This window comes from Vibrio sp. MMH1-50 (assembly GCF_022347645.1).
In the GTDB taxonomy this organism is placed as follows: Bacteria; Pseudomonadota; Gammaproteobacteria; order Enterobacterales; family Vibrionaceae; genus Vibrio; species Vibrio harveyi.
The window spans coordinates 36,872-55,516 of record NZ_JAKRGG010000010.1 but is presented as its reverse complement, the minus strand read 5'-3'; the positions used below and the strand labels follow the sequence as shown (position 1 = coordinate 55,516).

Below are 18,645 nucleotides of genomic sequence, written 5' to 3'. Positions count from 1 at the left end.
GCTCTCCCTTAGATAATAAAAAGCCCCGATACTCGATTGAGTCGGGGCTTTCCTCATCGCTTTCAGGAGTCTTTTCTTAAAGCGTGCATTTATCCATGTCTAAGTGCTGCAGAGCGACCAAGGATAGACAATGTTGTGCCGTTATGGAGTAGAGCACTCATCGTTGGGTTGAGCCAACCTAACGCAGCAGCAAGCATGATTCCGCTATTCACGTATTCTGCGATCTTGATGTTAGAGTTGATCACATGCATGGCGATATTGGCAAGCTCACGCGCTTCTGCCAGTCCGTATAGCTGATCACGAAGAAGCACGACATCGGCAACTTGGCGGGCAAGTTCAGTACCTCGACCCATTGCGACACCGACATCAGCTGCGGTTAAAGCCGGCGCATCATTTACGCCGTCACCAACAAACATAACAGTGCGTCCTTCAGCTTGAAGCGCTTCAACGATAGTTGATTTCTCTGAAGGGACTGCTTCAGCGAAGACTCGATCTAGTTTCAGTTCATCAGCAAGAATGCTGGCTTTGAATTGGCTGTCACCAGTAATCATGATCAGCTCTTTGACACCAAACTGGTGCAGTGCATTTAGCGTGTCTAATGCATCTTCACGCAAGTGATCGCGTAAGCCAATCATGCCGATCAACACATTTTGATGCGAGATGAAGATAAGGTGACGACCTTGCGCTTCATACTTCTTGATCACATCTTCAAATGGTGTGAAGTCAACACTCTCATGCACTTCTAAGAAGTGGCGACTGCCCATTACCAACTCATGATCATTCATGGTGCTCTTGAGACCATGGGCAATCACGTATTCCACTTCACCGTGCTCGATGTGTGGTAGTTGATTGTGTTTTGCCGCGTTTACCACAGCCTGAGAAAGTGGGTGGTTGCTGTGTTCTTCGACAGACGCTGCAATAGCGAGTAAATCACGAGCCGTGTTGGAATCGCATAATGGAATCACATCCGTTACCTGCATATCACCATGAGTGAGCGTGCCCGTTTTATCAAACACACAGGTGTCTATTTTTACCAATTTTTCAATTGCGCTGCCGCCTTTGAACAAGATCCCTTGTTGTGCCGCACGGTACATGATGGATTTGAAGGTTACTGGCGTACTGAGTTTGAGCGCACAGGAGTAATCTACAAGGAATACAGACGCGACGCGATTAATATCCTGAGTTAGCGCAAAGACTGCGGCTCCGATACCCAAGGTAATTTTCACGCGGCGGTTTGCCATGTCTTGTGTAACCTGCTGAATTTCGCTCTTTTCACTCAGCGAGTCATAAATCAGTTTGGCAATTTTTGCGGTGGTCGCTTCGCTACCGACCTTGTCGACGCGAACTTGAATTGTACCTTCGTGCACGCTAGTTCCAGAGTAGACGACAGCACTTTCCTCACGACGAACTGGCACATTTTCACCAGTCAAAGAGGATTGGTTAATCAGTGCTGCCCCTTTGATGATAGTGCCATCAACAGGAATAGACACACCAGGAGCCAGCTCAATGACATCACCAACGTCAAGCTCCGTTGAGTTCACTTGTGTGCGTTGTGTTCCGTCTACGCGCCAAACAATCGATTCCTGAGGACGCATCAAATCAGCCAGTAGTTGATCACTGTTGCGACTGGTCTTTTGCTCCATGTATTCGCCAAGACTGATTAAGCTTTGCGTCATCATCGCAGTACGGTAATCACCGCGCCAAGCCGATAAACCAACAGCAATTGCATCTAAGACTTCAACAGAAATGTTCTTGTCTTTGAGATCGCTGACCCCTTCAAATAAGGTTGGAGCAATCAATGTTGCGGTTGATATTGCTCCCCATTTGTTGGGCAGTAAAGCCGCCGCGATAGTACCAATCACGTTCATGGCAATGTCGCCACGCGTAAATTTGTGTTCTGCTTCTTCTTGAGTGGCTTCTGCTAAATCAAGTTGGCTTAGACGTTCTTCAACCGTTTTTGCTTGTAGCAGTTGTGTGTCATATTCGACGACAACAGATTGAGCAGACTCATTGACCCGCACAGCACTGATGCCTTGGATTGCCATTAAACTGGTTTCAATCCAAGTGCCGACATCTTTGTGATGCCTTAATGCTGATGCTTTAAAGCGGATCCGACCGGGAAAGTGATGCTTTACCTGAATCGAGATCATTCTTCGCCTTTGTATAGGTTACGGTAGTATTCCAGCTCTGCTTGTGTGTCTTCTAAGCGTTCTTTAAGCTCTTCTACTTCACCACGGACTGCGGACCAAGCTTTCTCACCAGTAGTCGTAACACCTTGCTGAAACTTTTTGTTTGTCAATAGGTAAGCAACTGCTGCCCCGGCTGCCATACCCATCATAAAATGCGTTTTTGTGTTTTGCTTTTTATATGGTTGCTCTGCAGCCTGCTGTTGTGGATCCACTGCTTGGTTTTGTTGCTGTGGGTAGCCGTAGTAAGGGTAACCGTAGTATGGGTTGTTATTGTTCATCTTTAGATTCCGAAACTTGATCCATTAAGTAAAGACCCGCTGCACCTACGCTGAGAATTGTCAGCATAGAGAGTGCAGGGCGACCGGCCATTTTTTCTGCCACATACGTTGTCGCACCAGCGATTGCTGCAGTCTTAAGTGCAGATTTTGCGGCGCTGGTAGCCATTTCATTAGTGTCGATATTGCCCGCTTTATGCTCTTTCCACTGGCTGGCAATCGCCGCGCTGCCACCTGCGATAGCACCGACTAACATGGCACGATTGGCAGAACTGAGTTTATTGGCTGAATTACTCATGTTCTTTGATAACTGGTTGACCGTTTTCACCTTCGTTTTCTTCACTAGGTGCTTTTTCGGCAACTTCTTTGATTGCAGGTTCTGCTTTGTGACGCTCTACAGATTCTTGGAAGCCTTGTTTACCCGCAGCATAAGTCTCTTTAAAGATTTCACTTCCTGTCGACACGTTCTCTTTCACTGCACTTGCAGTGTTTACGGCGCCTTCTTTTACGCTTGAACCACCAGATTTCAGCATGTCGCCAGCACCTGATACCAAGCCCATTAGTTTGCCGCGCACATTTTCATTGCTTAATAGAAGTGCTGCTGCAGCGCCTACCATAGCGCCTTTCCAAAACTCTTTATCGTTCATACCGAAAGTTCCTAATATCTCTTTAAACATGCCTGCTTCTTCACCGAGAGCGCCTTCTAGCATCGCCTGAGCTTGCTCGAATAATGGATCGCTTTCTGGTGTTTCAGAGGTTTGAGGTGGTTGTTGAGGTTGCTGTGGGTGTTGCATCATCCCCGCATGCGGCCAGTGTGGGGGCGGTGGCATCATTCCCGGGTGGAATTGTGCGCCCATGCCCGGCGGCATTTGGTGAGGATGACAAAATGCAGGATGTGGGAAATGCGGCATCATACCCATTTGATGAGGCATCATCATTGGTGGCATTTCACCGTTTTGCATGCTTGCCATGTAAGCATTCGCCATTTCCTTTTGCATTTCCATCATGGCCTTGAAGTAGGCTTCGTATGGATTTGCGTTGTTCAATGAGTCACTCATGAACGTTCTCCATCTAAGTCTAGTTGCTCAGCTATCGCGTAGCATGCTCGTTCAGCAACCTCTTTTGATTCCGAAAACAACGCGTCAATTGCTTTGGGGTTGACTGTTGTTGGGTCGTATTCAATGACGATACTGCCCGTCGCATTATTCAACTTATAGTTTTTGAATGCCGGAATTGAAGAAATGGCTTTCTCGATGTCGTCACTTCGGAAACTGGCAAGATGCGCTACGATGCCGAGCTTGTATTTGAGTCTTACTCTTCCCGGGATATGGTGGCCAATCGATACCCACTTTCTTAGTTTTAAGGCCTGGTCGACGTACTGTTTCATAAAAAAATTATACGGTAAGCGAGGTCAGATTCATTGAGAAAAAGGATCATGTGACGAACTAATTACAAATGCTTTGCGCTTAATCAATTTCAATGCTACTGTTGAAAATAGTAATGGTTATCATTTGGATTGACGCTAGCATGAATACTTACATTCACAAGACAAATCATAGGCTTAGGGTTCGTTCTGACTATATTAAAGATCACCCCAAAGAGGTCGAAGAATTGATTTGTCAGTTGGAAGGGATTGATGCTGTACGTGAAGTAAAGCATAAGAAATATGCAGGATCTGTAGCGATCAGCTTCGATAGTCGTGAGCTAGATTGTGACAGTTTGATGGAAATTCTAGAAAGTCATCATTGGACGCAAAGCAGCGAAAAGCCTTCTTTTGTTGAGAAAGCAATGGTGAGCGGAACAAAGAGTCTAGTGAAAGGATTAACAGGGGTCGCATTGACTCGTATCGTTGGTCCATCAGTCAGCCGAGTTATCATGAATTTGGCATAAGCGGTTGAGAAAAAAGAACATTAAAAAGCCCGGCATCAAGTCGGGCTTTTTTGATCAAGTACGTTTGGCTATCGCTTTACTTGTGACGTTAAGCACTAAGCTTAAACTTCTTCGCTGCGCACTTACAAATGCCATTCGAGAGAGCAGGGCAACGCTTGCAAGGTGGTGATTTCAAGGGCAAATGACCGACTGATTTAACTGAAAATGCAGGTGTTGAATCGTTCGCTGACTGTTTTGATAACGGTACTGAGGTTTTTTTAGGCGCAGTGGTGAAATCAACGACACCGCCAGCATCGTTAAACCAAGATAACAGTGGATTGAGAGGCGCGGCGAGCTCATATGCTGCACTCATTACAGCTTGGTTTGCGACGCCTTTCAGCTCATTAACGAGTTCACTTTGTGAAGAGAAAGTGTGAGATTTTGATGTGGCAGGGTTGCCTAATGCGTTGTTCTTTAAAGCACTAAGCTGTTTATGTGAAGAAGAAGCCATTTTTTTTACGGTTTTCTTCTTCAATTTTTTTAGCGCTTTCTTCGCGTTCATTGCAAAACCTCATACGATAACTGCCGATAATTTAACAGTAATGCGATTAAAAATAAATCTCATTTAAGGTTTGCAAGCGCAATTTTTTACTTTAGCTGGCTTGGCTTCTAAGCAACTAAGTAAGAAGCCTCTAGTAGGTAAGTTTTAGCATCGCCCAACAAAGCAAATTCTTTGTCGATAGCTTTAAAACGTTCATCAATAGAGTCCGTTGCCACAATTTGGCTAAAGGCTTGTACCGAGAAAGTTTCGTTAGACTTAAAGAATTGATGCACATTTTCCAATTGGACTTTATGTATGTGCTCCACCTTGCTTAATGCGGTGGTTAGATCTGAAATGTTAATCGACATTGCTGCTCAAGCGCCTTATCTATTGACCATTAGGTCATAGGATTGGGGATTTATAGTTTTCGCTAAGGGTATCCTAAGCGACGTGCTTCAAACATGATTGAGATCAGGCTGAGCGCATTTATTGAGCATATTAAGTAGCAAGTAGAGTGTATATTTTCATTATTTCTCGCAATTGCCGTGAGATTGGCGGCACAACTCTTCTAACCATTTTAGGTGGTACTTTCTTAGCTGTTTTGGTGCGAAGTATTTTGTAAGCCAGGTCATTCCACCGCGTTGGGTACTTTCCGTTGTAATACAGCAACCTGTTTTTGTCGGCTCTAAAACCCAAGCGTGGTACATATCAACACCTCCTTTTTTGCCTTTCCATGCCAAGCGTTGATTCAAGGTGTATTCGACTACTGTGCAGTGAAAATCAACCCAAGATGTTTTCCAACGAAACATGGTGTTTTTGCATAACGTGCTATCGCCACTTAAGATCTGAACCATGGTTTTAGAGTGACGCCATGCCGGCCACTCAGGAGCGCGAACCAGATGTTGCCAAACAACTTCTGGTGGTTCAGGGATCTCGATTTGGCTGCGTACGTGTATATGAGAATGTTTAGGGTGGTAATAATCTGGCCAGATAACTTCCGATTTATTCATCATTAAGCTTTGCCTAAGTGAGAAGGTTATTACTAGCTTAGAAGATCCTACGTTGGCGTGCTGCAGCGCCTTATGTTGAGGGGACTAAAAATATAGTCCAAGACCAACAAGAAAACCGTGAGAGGCAGTATCGTATTCGAAGGTTCCCTTATTGACATAGTCCACCCAAGTCGATTTGTAAGCCAGGTTAATGTCCGACCAATCATTCATGTGATAACGCAAGCCTATTTGTGTCGCATAAGTAAAGTTCGTATCTGCTCCAAGACCAGCGTCTAAACTTGCATGAAAACGCCAGTCTTTAGTGAGATTGTTTAACCAACGCACGCCCACTAAGAAATCAACCCAGTCCTCTTTGATGTTTAATCTGTCTGCGAGAATGCGGTTATCGTTACGGTAGACTTTACCCTTGATGTCGTTATCCCACCAACGTAAGCCAAACATGTAATCAATCATGCCAAATGAATGGATTTCTCGTTGGAACACTTTTGCTTCAAGTACGCCTTGTCTGACGTCCAGATCTGCACGATAAGTAACATTAGGTAAAATGCCAGATAGATTATTCGCACTGCCATTTAGATCCATAAAGCTGTAATCGAGGTAATAACCCCATTTATTTTTGTACACTCCTTCAAGCCTTGCCATCGCACCAATATCAAGATGATCCATGATGAACTTAGGATCTACGTCAAGGTCAGTTGAGAAATTCCCCATTGTGGAATCGCCATTAATATTGAGAGCCTGCATGTAGACTTCAACACTATGCTGCCAATGGCTTGGTGACGAGTATGTATCGTCTGCCATTGCAAAAGGTGCTATCAGATAAGAAGAGAGCAGAGAAAGAACCGGCAGGATTTTCTTAACCATATCAACGTCCATATTTTAATTAAATGAGTTGCATAAAGATTAGCGTAGGGCATGGAGTGGGGTAATTCAAAAACGACGACTAACGGAAACGCTTTATTTCACTCACGGTATCGCTAGATATGGCTTAATAGTGTTTTCTCTGGATGATGTTGAGAGAAGAGGGCGATTAGAGATTTGAAGAAGAAAACGCCCACTCCTCAATTGGAGTGGGCGAGAGAGTTTTATAGTTGAGCAGCGATTTGATCAGTAAGGTTATTCAACCCAGCGGAAAGCGCGTCAACAAGCGCATCATAACCTTCGTCTTGCAAAGGCAGTTTGATTGTTACAGGTGCACTGTTTTTCACTTTGCCATTCGCATCAATGATAAGCCATTCGCCTTCAATTTCTGCGTTTCCTTCATAGCTACCATTAAACTTACTCAGCGATAACTGAAGTTTACTTTGGTCACTTTGGTCGAGTAAGTTGTTCACTTCTACCGGCCAGTATTGGCTTTGCTTAGCACGTAGATCATCAATCATGCGTTGAGTAATTTGCTCAGAGATACTGTGCGCCCACTGGTTGTGTTTTGCTTGAATGATTTGAGTCTCAGATGTTCGGTACACAATGCCACTGTCAGCAAGATAGCTTGCTAGTTGAGCTGGACGAACAACAAGCTGTGGACGTTGTGCAATCATGGTGTCGCTGATTTTCGCTGAGCTTGCTTCAGGCAACACATACAATGCCCCGGTGTTTTCTGGTGCACTGCTACAACCTGCCAATAGGGCAGAAATCAATAAAAGTCCGCGTTTCATTATTTTTGCCCTCTAACAGGAATTGGATCATTCACTTCATCTTCACCAAAGACCAATGAGTTTGGTTTTTCATTTAGTTGCTTAAGAACGGGCTTGAACTCCGTCATTACCTGCTCCAACTCTTTCAATGTGGACTCCATCTCACTATACATAGTGGAATTCGGACCATAACCATCCAAGGTTTTCTGCAACTGTTCTAAGCTCTTGCGAATGTCTTGTGGAATGGCTTTGGTATCGTCTTGGTTAAGCAATTTGTCAACACTGCTTGCAACGCGCTCAGCAGAAGCGAGAGTGCGCTCTGATGTTTTCAGGGTTTTATTTAATGAGTGAAGCGTCTCTTCCATCGGTAAGCTATTAATTTTTGTCAGGAAGTCATTTACTTGGCGTTGTACTTGAGCGAACCCACCTTGTTTGGTCGGGAAGACGTCTAAGCCTTCAAACTCGCTTGGGACGTATGGGTCTTCATCAGGATAAAAATCGGTATCAATGTACAATGCGCCAGTCAGCAGGTTGCCGGTTTTTAGTGTTCCACGAAGCCCTTTAGCAAACTCTTCTTTCAGTTTCTGTTTGAAAAGAGGTAGCTTGTCGGCAGGCAAGTCGTTGTACACGCGTCCAAGTTCAATACGAACTAAGACAGGAATTTTTTTCGCAGAGAAATCTTCGTCTGGCGTTGGCATACGCATTGGCACTTTCATTACAGTACCGATACGTAGACCGCGATATTCCACGGGTGCTTTACGTTTAAGACCACGTACTGATTCTTCAAACATCATGACAAATTGGATGTAGTCGTCGTACATGCCTTCACGCACTTGCTTAACGTCATCGAATAAACGGAAGTGCGTCATATCCTCTTTGACTTCATCTCCCGCTCCTAAGCCAGGTAAGGTATCAAAGACAACCCCTCCAGTGATTAAGCTTTCAAGAGAGCCAAACTTCACCTCAAAACCTTCGGCGTTCAGTTGTAAGTCAACACCTGAACTTAGCCAAAAATGAGTCTTAGTGCGCACAAGGCTGTCGTATGGTTTGAAGATAAATAGTTGGTACAGTGCTCGGCGAGTATCCACGTCAAAGCTGGTGGTTTCTACACGCCCAACGGTGAAGCCTTTGTAAATCACCGGATCGCCAACGCCGAGTTTGCCTGCTTCGCGGTGGGTCAAGACAATGCGTAGACCCTCTGCATCAGGGGAGGCAACGGGTGGAACGTCAAGTACGTTAAAGTGTTCCTTTTCAACTTTGGAGTTGCCTGGTTGCAGCTGGATATAGGCACCGGAAAGTAGCGTTTCTAAACCAGAAACTCCCTCCCGACCAATACGCGGTTTGACGACCCAAAACATCGAATCCTCACGCAGCATACGATCGGCATCTTTGTTCATTTGTGCCGTGGCAATAATGTGGTCGTAATCTTTGCTGAGCTTAACATCTGTGATCACTCCCACTTTTACATTGAGTGCCTTGATTTCAGTCTTGCCGACTTCAATGCCTTCTGCTGTTGGTAGCTTCAGAGTGATCTCGGGACCAGTACTGTTGATGTATTGAAACAACATCCACGCTCCCATCGCCAGTGCAAGGATCGGGATGATCCAAATTGCGGAGACCTGCTTTTGCGGTTTTATTTGAGCGGTTGCTTTGTTCTCATCACTCATATTTAGCTTTCTCAGTTAAGTTATTCGTCATTGGCTTCTGCGCTTCGTTTTGTGGTAATTGCCATAACAAACGCGAGTCAAAAATCATGGCAGAGAGCATGGTGAAAATGACCACTGCCGCAAATGAAAGGGCAGCAGGACCAGGGTAGATCGCCATTAGGTTTTGCAGTTGTACTAACGCAACCAAAATCGCGACCACAAAAATATCAATCATTGACCAGCGCCCAATAAACTCGGTCATTCGGTACACTTTTAAACGCGAGATACTTTCCTCTGGTGGCAAGTATTGAGCTTTCTGCGCGTTGTAATAAAGCCATGCTAAGGCGAGCATTTTTGCCATAGGAATAAAGACACTAGCAAAGAAAATAACGGCAGCGATTGGGTAGGAGCCTAGTTGCCACAGCAGCACCACACCCTCCATGATGGTTGAACCTTCGGAATGACCAAGGCTAACGGTATACATCATTGGATAAAGGTTGGCTGGAATGTAAAAGATGATAGAGGCAAACAACAGTGCCCATGCTTTCTGTAAGTTATTCGCAGGATTGTATTTATGAACTGGGCTATGGCAACGAAGGCACTTTTGATGTTTAGTATCTTCGATAGGGTTAAGCTGATGGCACGTGTGGCAACCAATGTGATTATTGTCATGGTGCGTGTCACCTTCTTTCACATTTGGTAGTTCGATAGATGGGATGAAATGCCCCCATAGCCAGCTCTTATCTACCATAGAAATACACTTCACCACCAAAACTGTGTACACACAGAATGCCCAGAATGAACTGCCCATGCCTATCTCAGCCAGCGAAGCAATCTTAATTAGGCTCACTAACACGCCAATTAAAAAGACATCGACCATCAACCAAGGTTCTACTCTAAACAGAATTCGACACAGAGTCTTCGCCATGCGAATTTGTTTTTTACTCAATGGATGCTTGAGCGACTTCAAGGCTTCAAGATGAAGGAAAAGAATCAAACCGACGTAGATCGCGGGAAGGATGACAACGGTCGCAAGTAATAAAGCGCCAAGGAGCGCATTATGAAATTCCGCTAGCATCTTCGCTGCGTGCATTAGAGTGATTTCTTGAGATAAACCTTGAACGCTGAACGACATGAATGGGAAAGAGACACTCAAAACTAGCATGATCAAACAAGCGACCGAGACAGCAAGAACGCTTTGATACGGTTTCGCGTTGATTTTAGTTAGCGAATGCTCACAGCGAGGACACTGTGCTTTTTGACCTTGTTCGATATCAGGAATACGAACGACCAAGCCGCACTCTTCGCAGGAGATCAATTGACGTGAATTAGGTTGGGTGCTCATTCATTAATTATTTCGTACTTTTAATAACTAAGAATAACCCTTTTTCACGTTATGCGCTTGTTTTTGCGGGATTGTTTACACGTTTCTTACCTGTTTAATGCAAAAACCAGCCTTAGAGACTGGTTGTTGCGTTATCCAGAGAGGGCGAGGAGCGACGAGACGCTCTAATGTTCGTTTTAAGCTTTCGCGTCTTGTTCAAACTTGGCCTTGATGAAATCAATGAAGGTTCGCAGACGTTTAGGCTGGTAGCGGTCACGATGGAAAATCGCTGACAGAGGTACCGATGGGATTTCCCATTCTGGCATCACTTTGACCAACTTGCCTTGCTCTACTTCTTTGTCACAGTAACTTAAGGGTACGCGAATAATGCCGTTACCGTAGAGTGCGCCCATCACAAGAGCGCGACCATTCTTACAACGTAAATTACCTTTCACTATCACGTCACTGTGTTCAGTTGGTGTAGCAACGTTACGGTAGCTCCACCGCGTAACTGAGCCTGTGAGAGTACGGTGTTTCGCAAGCTCTTTAGGGGCGACTGGTTCGCCATGTATTTTAAGGTAACGTGGACTCGCGAGTGTGACCATGTCGATCATCATCAACTTACGCGCAACGAATCCCGCGTCTTCCAGCTCCCCCATACGAATCGCAACGTCGAACTGGTCTTCGATCAAATCAATTCGAGGCGAAGAGAAGTCCAAATCCACAAATACATCTGGGTATTCCAACATGAATTCATTGACGTATTTAGCGACGATGTCTTCGCCGATATAACCGCCGACGCAGTTCACTCGGATCAACCCTCGAACTTCTTGAGTATCGTCGACAGCGGCAATTAATGCTTGGTCGATATCATGCAGTGCTTTTTCGCATTCTTGGTAAAAACGTTCACCGGCATGAGTCAAACGCAATGTTCGCGTAGTTCGAGTGAGTAGAGTCACGCCCATTTGCGCTTCTAGCCCACTGATTTGGCGAGACACATGAGAACGCGATACTGAAAGGGCTTCTGCCGCTTTGGTGAAGTTGCCCAGTTGAGCAATCAAAACAAAGGAGCGAATATCAGCAAGATTAACTTTATTGAGCATGTTGAATTATTTACGGAAATGGTAGTCATAAGACTATCATAATTAGCTACCAATGAGAGCGGCGCAGAAAATTCATACCACTTGAGGTTTATATAAACTTGCGTATGATTCCCGCCAACGATTGACAATCAAAACGAATATGCTTGCATCCACTTCACAATCTTCTGCATCCCAACATCAAGGGAAATGGCTCCTAGCTTTGATTGGCTGGGTGATTGTGGTGTGCCTGTTGAAAAACTCCGGCTTGATGTTCAGTTGCGCCATGCAATATGACTCGAACACGACCTCGGTGTTGGTTGATGGGGGGCGAGTTAATGATGTCACAAAGATTGAGAGAGCCGACAGTGGGCACGATACGGGTAAATGTGAGTTATCTGAAAAACTGATTCAATTTGCTCAACAGCAACTGGAAACCATGGTTGTTGTGCTGTTTGTTGGTCTCTTCGTATTAGCCGTGTGGCGCTGCTGCGCATTTGCTAACCAAAGGCAATGGACAGAACCGATAATCCATAAGTATCGGGTCCATCTCACCCTATGTGTATTCCGTGAATAACAAGTGATTTCTGACGAGTATTTTTCCGTCAGTATTTTCTACACTTGTTTTTAACTAGGAATCACTATGAACCACATTAAAAAAACAACTCAAGCTGCGGTTATGATCTTCATGACGTTAGCGCTGAGCTTATTCTCGTTATTTGCCCAAGCACAGACGACAGACACCGGGTGGCTGACCAACCCTCAACATCCACCTGTACAGACGCGCTTTGTACTTACCGGACAACAAGATCCCAATACCAACACACTTACTGGTTATCTTGATGTCAAACTCACCGGCGATTGGAAAACCTACTGGCGTTCACCGGGTGAAGGTGGTGTCGCGCCTTCTATTGATTGGAAAAAATCACAAAACCTAACCAAAGTGGATTGGCAATGGCCGTACCCGCAGAAATACGAACTGCTTGGTATTGAAACGCTGGGTTATAAAGGTGACACCGTTTTCCCAATGACGTTGCACGTCGAAGACATGAATAAACCAGTGACGATTGATGCGACGCTGACACTGTCTTCGTGCACGACCATTTGTGTCCTGACGGATTATCACATTCAACTGTCTTTCCTACCTTCCGACTTACAAGTTGATGAAGGAGTGATGTTTACTTACGCGCAAGCAGTGAGCAGTGTACCTCAGCCTTCTCCTTTTGTTGAAGTTACGCAAGCAAACTGGGATGCGAGCCAATCTAAGTTGCAAATCAAACTGACCAACTCACAAGGATGGCAGAAGCCAGAAGTGTTAGTCGATGGTGTCGATGAAACAACGAGCGATTACAGCTTCAAGTTGGAAGGGCTGCATCAAGAGGGCAATACGCTTACCGCAAACTATTTAGTGAATACTTGGTTGGGTGACGTAGAGCTGGATAACCAATCGCTTTACGTCTCAATCAAAGATAACAACCTACTGGCGCAAGAAACCGCGCAAGCAAAAGCGGGTGTTATCACGCAAGCTTTGCCAACCACTTCACTGGTGAACATATTCTTGTTTGCGCTACTAGGCGGCTTGATTCTGAATATCATGCCTTGCGTACTACCAGTACTAGGTATGAAGTTAAGCAGCATTGTGGCCGCACAAGGTGTTGAACGTCGCCAAATTCGCACTCAATTCATCGCTTCTTCGTTAGGTATTCTGACTTCGTTCTGGCTTTTGGCTGGGTTTATCTTAGTGTTGAAGCTGACAGGTAATGCTATCGGCTGGGGTGTGCAATTCCAAAGCCCTTGGTTCTTAGGCTTAATGCTGCTGGTGACCGGATTATTTGGCGCCAACATGCTTGGTTTGTTTGAAATTCGCCTGTCTTCAGGTACGAATACTTGGCTAGCGTCGAAGGGCGATAACTCGCTATTTGGACACTACGTGCAAGGAATGTTCGCGACTCTGCTTGCAACGCCTTGTTCTGCGCCTTTCTTAGGTACCGCCGTTGCGTTTGCACTGGGTGCGGACGTAGCAACGTTGTTTGCTATTTTCACCGCACTGGCATTAGGCATGGCACTGCCTTGGATCTTAGTCGCTATCTTCCCGGGTATCGCGTTGAAGTTACCAAAGCCAGGGCAGTGGATGAATGTCGTGAAAATCGTATTCGGCATCATGATGCTGGCAACCAGTGCATGGTTGTTGTCATTGATGGCGAATCACTTTCCAGTATTTTGGGTCATCTTAATCGGCTTGGTTGCATTCATCGTTATTATGGCGCGTGTCAAGCGAGTCTACGGTAACAAAGCGCTGGCAGTGTCAGGTACGGCATCGCTCATCTTAATCGCTGGTGGACTGATGCTAGGCAGCATGACAGCGAATCATTGGGCAACCCCATTGCCTGAAGACTTGGCTTGGGAAAAGTTATCGAATGAAGCGATTGCGGAACACGTGAAAAATGGTCGCGTAGTATTTGTGGATGTGACTGCTGACTGGTGTGTCACTTGTAAAGCCAACAAGATCGGTGTGATCTGGCAAGATCCAGTTTACTCATTGCTGCAAAGCCCTAATGTTGCGACGTTAAAAGGCGACTGGACGCATCCCAATAGTTCAGTTACCGATTTCTTAAGAGCACATGGTCGTTTTGGTGTGCCATTCAACATAGTTTATGGTCCTGCTGCACCAGAAGGTATTCCTTTACCAGTGATTTTGACTGACGATGTTGTGGTGAAAGCCATTGAGCAAGCAAGCGGAGGTGTGATTAAGTGAACACCGTAAAAAAGCGCAAGTCGCTGAAATATTGGCTTGGTCAAGCGCTACAAATCATCCTCATGGTGACTGTTATATCGGTCGCGATGGATTGGTACCGCACCAAAGACATTCCCAAAGAGCATGCGCCGCCTCTTAGTGCAATCATGGCGGACGGTGAGTTCGTCGATGTGATTGCCAAAAGCCATGACGAGCCTGTTGTCGTGTATTTTTGGGCAACGTGGTGCCCTGCGTGTAAGTTTGTTAGCCCTAGCGTGAGTTGGTTGAGCAACTATTATGAAGTCGTTGCTGTTTCTGGTGCCTCTGGTCCAGAAGAACGTGTACAAAAATTCATGCAGGCAAAAGACTACCAGTTCGATAATGTCAATGATCCCAAAAGCACCATCATGCAAGAATGGAGCATTAGCGTAACTCCGACTATCTATGTTGTAAAAGATGGGAAGATAAGCTCAATTACAACGGGTGTTACCACACCAGTAGGTATTTTAGCGAGGATCTGGATGGCTTAAATCAATGCGTAGCACGTCGACTTTTTTCACGCTTTTACAAGGACATAAGTGTATAGGTGAGTAGGGCGTGCTACATTGGCAAGCGTTCAAGAATTCAAGGAGGAATCATGGACGTTGCCAAAATGTATGATGAAGTATCTGAGCGCTACCAAAAGTTAATTGAAGACAGCCAATATGTTGGTCCACGTTGGGTCGACGGGAAGCTAAAAACACTCAATCTACAGCAAGGCTCAGTCCTTGATTTGGCTTGCGCCACAGGCAGCATCGGGAAAGTCATAAAATCTCATTACCCTGATGCCGTTCTACATGGCTTGGACATCTCCTCCAATATGGTGAACAAAGCGCGCGAAACCAACTTATATCAAAGCGTCAATGTTCATGATCTTGACCAACCTTTTTCCCCACTTTTCAATCAAACCTTCGACATCATTACCGCTCTCGGATTCACGGAATTTCTCGTCGATCCCCAGTCGCTACTTCAATGTATTGCTGAGCTGCTAAATGCTGATGGGCGTTGCTTTATCAGTTTCCAATGTCACGACCCAGATGGAAAAGATCTGCCGAGAAACACCTACAGTGGCACAGTCGTACACACCGCTTACACCGAGAACGAAGTTCGCGAGTTCAGCCAAAACGCAGGGCTTAAAGTCGTATCGCTTGAAAATCTTGTCGGCTACACATCAGGTGCAGGTTATGTATGTCGCTACCTTCTCTTAGAGCTAAGAAAGCCAAGTTAATCAATTAAATAAACAAGGACTGTTTTTGAAGACACAAGATCTCAGTGAGTTTGCATCAGGCATGGAATACGATGCTCAGTATGATAAACATTACGAAGATGATATCGCTCTGATACAAAAGTACATTACCGCGATGTGTGCTCGAAGTTTGCTGGATGTGTGCTGTGGTACGGGTATTGTCACCATACCTGTCGCAAAGCCACTCGATAACGCTGTTGGTATTGATATTGCCGAGGGGATGTTAATACATGCTAAACACAAAGCGCAGGGATTGGATAACGTTTCTTTTTTGCATCAGGATGCCACTCAATTCTCTCTCGATAAATGCTTTGATATGGCGATCATGACGGGCAATGCTTTCCAAGCTTTCCTCTCCGATAAGGTGCTAGTTGGTGTCCTTAATTCGATTTCCAATCACCTCAATAGAAGTGGGCGTTTCATCTTTGATACCCGTTTACCAACGCCCGATAACTTGGAAATGGATGCTGAAATGTCGTTGTGGCAAACCTATGAATTGCCCGACAAAGGCGAAGTAAAGTACATGGGAATGAGCGAACGTTATGACGCTAAAAGTGCAATCCTTTATTTGAAGAAAGAACGTCACTACCAAGATGGTTCAACAACTCACTCAAGCATTGATTTGAAGTATCGAAAGTTATCTGAAATTGAAGTGTTTCTTGCTCAGGCGGGTTTATGTATTACCGAAAAATACAGCTCTTGGACAGAAGATAAGTTTTCTGAAAACTCAAACAACCTAATTTGCGTCGCAGAGAAGCTTTGATTTATTGGGAGAACACCATGCAAGGATATCGCATTAGCACTGCCTTTGAAGAGATGGATCTGGATTGCATCCATCACTTCATTTCACAGAGCTATTGGGCGAAAGGAGTGCCGAGAGACACGCTAGATAAAGCGGTGCGAAACTCCTTTTGTTTCGGCGTGTTTACTGAGTCCAATCAACAAATCGCGTTTGCTCGCCTTATTACTGACAAAGCCACCTTCGCTTATCTTGCCGATGTTTTCGTACTCCCGGAATACCGTGGGCAAGGCATTAGTAAATGGTTGGTTTCTGAAATCGTGTCCCATCCAAATCTTCAAGGTTTGCGCAGAATGATGCTTGCGACGCGTGATGCTCATGGTCTGTATGAACAGTTCGGCTTTAAGCCTATCGAGTCCGTCGAGAACTTTATGCAGATATGGAACCCAGACGTGTATCAAGGTGAGAGCCAATGAGGCGAGAAGCGCAAGATGTGGCAATCAGATACCTTGAAGAAATAGATGCCGTTCCTTTGTTTGAAAACTACTTTGGCGATGAGCAAACGTGTTTGTACCTCAATCGACAAGCCCATCAAAGCCCAAACCAAACGTTACAAGCGATCAGTCGATGGCGAGCTCAATATGAGTTGGCTCACCCTAATATCTTGGTGTTCGCAATTGAAGAAAACGCGACCCACGTTCCCATTGGTTGCTTAGTCTTAATCCCTGAAAAAAGTCGTAGCGAAATTCACTTTGGGATTTCTAGGAATTATCAAGGTAAAGGGTATACGACTCAGGCGTGTAAGCTTGGTATCGAGCATCTGAAAAGCATCGGAGTCGAGGAGATTTACACAACCCCACATATCGACCATCAAGCCAGTATTCGCGTGCTGGAAAAATGTGGATTTAAGAAACAAGACGTGCTGAAGGAATACACGGTATTTCCTGCGTTAAGTATGTTTCCGCAGGACTGTTTAAGTATGCGGTTTAAAAGGGGATAAGCATGAAGTGGACGCTATGGTTTATTACTTTTATCGCGGTAGAAGTTATGGCAAAAGAGCCACTTAGAGTTGCGATCAATCAAACACCGTATTCCGCCGTTTTACGGCTCACGAGTTTTGAAGAAATAAAGCAAGGTGTTGATGCATACTACGAAATTCAAGCTGACGTACTCGAAGAGATTCGAGGGAATTTTTCGTCTCACATATCTTTCAAAATGTATGCAGCGAAGGGAGATGAGCCAAATTTAGGAGCTGCAGCATCGATTATTGTGCTCTGTCATGATGACCAAGGGTATTTTTGGCCCGGCACTGGTTCTGAGTTTAAGGCGAGTAAGCAAAATATCGCTATCGCTAAAGAGGCGGCTGAATATCAAACTGAAGAACAAGAGTTGTTTTCTCTATGCCCACAATAGTGGATATTGAACCACGGAGACGGCAGGGGTTTGTCCTCAAGTTGATTGCTTAACTTATTGAAAATTAAGAACTGTCATACCATTGTCGCCATGGTGTCACATGACAAAAAGGCGACTGTCGTCTGTGCGTCGTTTTTATAGTGTCGATCTTGCGGCACGATGTGAACATCATTGAATGAATAGGGATATGTGATGCAAACAGGGAAAACAATTTTAACCAGCTACTTTGAATGGAAAGGACATGACATTACTGTCCAAATCTCAATGTTAAGTGGCAAAGAGTGGGTTTACGTCGATGGTGAACTCGTATCCCAAAAGTCCAATTGGTACTTTAAATCCAGTCATATGATTGAGATTGAAGGAGAGAAATTAGAAGTCCAAATTTGCCTAAACGGTAAGTGGATGATAACGGTCTTCCTAAAAAAGGGTTATCGAAGTATTGATGAGTATGAATTTGGGCTAACTCATCTCCAAATTCTCAAAGGCATTGGTGTTGCTTTTGCATGTGGTTTGCTTGTTGGTTTTGTCACTATCGCTGTGTTTTTTGGTGGGAAAGGGTGAATGGATGCAATTAGATACCTCAAAAATTCGCCACCTAAGGCAGCACAAAGCATGGACCCAACAACAACTCGCCGATATCTGTGGGTTAAGTTTACGCACCATACAACGTGTTGAGCTTCACGGAAGTGCTTCTTTGGAGACGGGGCGTTCTCTGGCGGCTGCATTTGATACCGAATACACGGCACTTTTGGTCAATGCTAAACCTGATAACTATGGGAGTAACGAACCTTCATCTTTTAGCTATTCTCCTAACCTTATATTAATTAGTGTAGGAATGTTTGTATTCGGTGTATTGGTCGGTGCACTTGCAATGCTCCTATTAAGATAGATTGGGTTACACCGCATG

General features: G+C 45.0%; 24 protein-coding genes. 11 read left to right on the top strand and 13 right to left on the bottom strand.

Annotated features, from left to right (window positions below; genetic code table 11):
* Positions 1–89: 89 nt before the first annotated feature.
* The 5 genes from MHO32_RS10070 to MHO32_RS10050 are packed head-to-tail and all read right to left on the bottom strand — an operon-like array spanning position 90 to position 3,851.
* Complete coding sequence (locus tag MHO32_RS10070; protein WP_239211595.1) at positions 90–2,150, bottom strand: heavy metal translocating P-type ATPase; 2,061 nt, start codon at positions 2,148–2,150, stop codon at positions 90–92.
* On the bottom strand, positions 2,147–2,467 hold the full coding sequence (locus MHO32_RS10065) for a hypothetical protein (protein WP_005444865.1): 321 nt from the start codon (positions 2,465–2,467) through the stop codon (positions 2,147–2,149). The genes MHO32_RS10070 and MHO32_RS10065 overlap by 4 nt, the downstream gene beginning before the upstream one ends.
* Positions 2,457–2,762, bottom strand: coding sequence for a magnetosome protein MamC (locus tag MHO32_RS10060; protein WP_239211581.1), 306 nt, complete (start codon positions 2,760–2,762; stop codon positions 2,457–2,459). The genes MHO32_RS10065 and MHO32_RS10060 overlap by 11 nt, the downstream gene beginning before the upstream one ends.
* On the bottom strand, positions 2,755–3,522 hold the full coding sequence (locus MHO32_RS10055) for a YtxH domain-containing protein (RefSeq protein WP_009698467.1): 768 nt from the start codon (positions 3,520–3,522) through the stop codon (positions 2,755–2,757). The genes MHO32_RS10060 and MHO32_RS10055 overlap by 8 nt, the downstream gene beginning before the upstream one ends.
* Complete coding sequence (locus MHO32_RS10050; RefSeq protein WP_005444868.1) at positions 3,519–3,851, bottom strand: HMA2 domain-containing protein; 333 nt, start codon at positions 3,849–3,851, stop codon at positions 3,519–3,521. The genes MHO32_RS10055 and MHO32_RS10050 overlap by 4 nt, the downstream gene beginning before the upstream one ends.
* 224 nt (positions 3,852–4,075) lie before the next feature.
* Between MHO32_RS10050 and MHO32_RS10045 the strand changes: the two genes are divergently transcribed.
* On the top strand, positions 4,076–4,354 hold the full coding sequence (locus tag MHO32_RS10045; RefSeq protein ID WP_235612192.1) for a hypothetical protein: 279 nt from the start codon (positions 4,076–4,078) through the stop codon (positions 4,352–4,354).
* Positions 4,355–4,442: 88 nt separating this feature from the next.
* On the opposite strand, the gene MHO32_RS10040 is transcribed toward MHO32_RS10045, so the two are convergent.
* From MHO32_RS10040 to MHO32_RS10005, 8 genes are all read right to left on the bottom strand, one after another.
* A complete protein-coding gene (locus tag MHO32_RS10040) occupies positions 4,443–4,895 on the bottom strand; it encodes a hypothetical protein (RefSeq protein WP_239211568.1) in 453 nt (150 codons plus the stop codon).
* Between the two features lie 107 nt (positions 4,896–5,002).
* Complete coding sequence (locus tag MHO32_RS10035) at positions 5,003–5,242, bottom strand: hypothetical protein (RefSeq protein WP_005444872.1); 240 nt, start codon at positions 5,240–5,242, stop codon at positions 5,003–5,005.
* Between the two features lie 159 nt (positions 5,243–5,401).
* Positions 5,402–5,884: an SRPBCC domain-containing protein gene (locus MHO32_RS10030; protein WP_009698463.1), complete on the bottom strand. Its 483-nt coding sequence runs from the start codon at positions 5,882–5,884 to the stop codon at positions 5,402–5,404.
* Between the two features lie 84 nt (positions 5,885–5,968).
* Positions 5,969–6,748 carry a hypothetical protein gene (locus MHO32_RS10025; protein WP_239211566.1) on the bottom strand — a complete coding sequence of 260 codons (780 nt, stop codon included), beginning with the start codon at positions 6,746–6,748 and terminating at the stop codon, positions 5,969–5,971.
* 221 nt (positions 6,749–6,969) lie between these two features.
* Positions 6,970–7,539 carry a PqiC family protein gene (locus MHO32_RS10020; protein ID WP_009698461.1) on the bottom strand — a complete coding sequence of 190 codons (570 nt, stop codon included), beginning with the start codon at positions 7,537–7,539 and terminating at the stop codon, positions 6,970–6,972.
* Complete coding sequence (gene pqiB / locus MHO32_RS10015; RefSeq protein WP_005444880.1) at positions 7,539–9,185, bottom strand: intermembrane transport protein PqiB; 1,647 nt, start codon at positions 9,183–9,185, stop codon at positions 7,539–7,541. Before pqiB ends, MHO32_RS10020 begins: the two co-directional genes overlap by 1 nt.
* The gene (locus MHO32_RS10010; protein WP_005444882.1) at positions 9,178–10,509 is read right to left on the bottom strand and encodes a paraquat-inducible protein A; all 1,332 of its coding nucleotides are present in this window, start codon (positions 10,507–10,509) and stop codon (positions 9,178–9,180) included. Before MHO32_RS10010 ends, pqiB begins: the two co-directional genes overlap by 8 nt.
* A gap of 176 nt (positions 10,510–10,685) precedes the next feature.
* On the bottom strand, positions 10,686–11,591 hold the full coding sequence (locus tag MHO32_RS10005; RefSeq protein WP_005444884.1) for a LysR family transcriptional regulator: 906 nt from the start codon (positions 11,589–11,591) through the stop codon (positions 10,686–10,688).
* Positions 11,592–11,730: 139 nt separating this feature from the next.
* On the opposite strand from MHO32_RS10005, the gene MHO32_RS10000 reads away from it, so the two are divergent.
* The 10 genes from MHO32_RS10000 to MHO32_RS09955 all read left to right on the top strand — a co-directional run bounded on the left by MHO32_RS10000 (position 11,731) and on the right by MHO32_RS09955 (position 18,627).
* A complete protein-coding gene (locus tag MHO32_RS10000; protein ID WP_050932991.1) occupies positions 11,731–12,144 on the top strand; it encodes a hypothetical protein in 414 nt (137 codons plus the stop codon).
* 66 nt (positions 12,145–12,210) lie between these two features.
* Complete coding sequence (locus MHO32_RS09995; protein ID WP_239211563.1) at positions 12,211–14,322, top strand: protein-disulfide reductase DsbD family protein; 2,112 nt, start codon at positions 12,211–12,213, stop codon at positions 14,320–14,322.
* Positions 14,319–14,831, top strand: a complete 513-nt coding sequence (locus tag MHO32_RS09990; RefSeq protein ID WP_050925350.1) for a protein disulfide oxidoreductase — start codon at positions 14,319–14,321, stop codon at positions 14,829–14,831. Before MHO32_RS09995 ends, MHO32_RS09990 begins: the two co-directional genes overlap by 4 nt.
* 107 nt (positions 14,832–14,938) lie before the next feature.
* On the top strand, positions 14,939–15,568 hold the full coding sequence (locus MHO32_RS09985) for a class I SAM-dependent DNA methyltransferase (protein WP_239211560.1): 630 nt from the start codon (positions 14,939–14,941) through the stop codon (positions 15,566–15,568).
* Between the two features lie 25 nt (positions 15,569–15,593).
* Entirely contained in the window at positions 15,594–16,349 is a 756-nt protein-coding gene (locus tag MHO32_RS09980; protein ID WP_239211557.1) for a class I SAM-dependent methyltransferase, read from the top strand.
* Between the two features lie 17 nt (positions 16,350–16,366).
* Positions 16,367–16,801, top strand: coding sequence for a GNAT family N-acetyltransferase (locus tag MHO32_RS09975; RefSeq protein ID WP_029790898.1), 435 nt, complete (start codon positions 16,367–16,369; stop codon positions 16,799–16,801).
* Positions 16,798–17,325 (top strand): GNAT family N-acetyltransferase, encoded by a 528-nt coding sequence (locus tag MHO32_RS09970; protein ID WP_050934086.1) that lies wholly within the window; start codon positions 16,798–16,800, stop codon positions 17,323–17,325. The genes MHO32_RS09975 and MHO32_RS09970 overlap by 4 nt, the downstream gene beginning before the upstream one ends.
* Positions 17,326–17,327: 2 nt before the next feature.
* Complete coding sequence (locus tag MHO32_RS09965) at positions 17,328–17,738, top strand: hypothetical protein (protein ID WP_049536704.1); 411 nt, start codon at positions 17,328–17,330, stop codon at positions 17,736–17,738.
* A gap of 192 nt (positions 17,739–17,930) precedes the next feature.
* Entirely contained in the window at positions 17,931–18,299 is a 369-nt protein-coding gene (locus MHO32_RS09960) for a hypothetical protein (RefSeq protein ID WP_009698451.1), read from the top strand.
* 4 nt (positions 18,300–18,303) lie between these two features.
* A complete protein-coding gene (locus tag MHO32_RS09955) occupies positions 18,304–18,627 on the top strand; it encodes a helix-turn-helix domain-containing protein (protein WP_005444913.1) in 324 nt (107 codons plus the stop codon).
* The last annotated feature ends 18 nt before the right edge of the window (positions 18,628–18,645 follow it).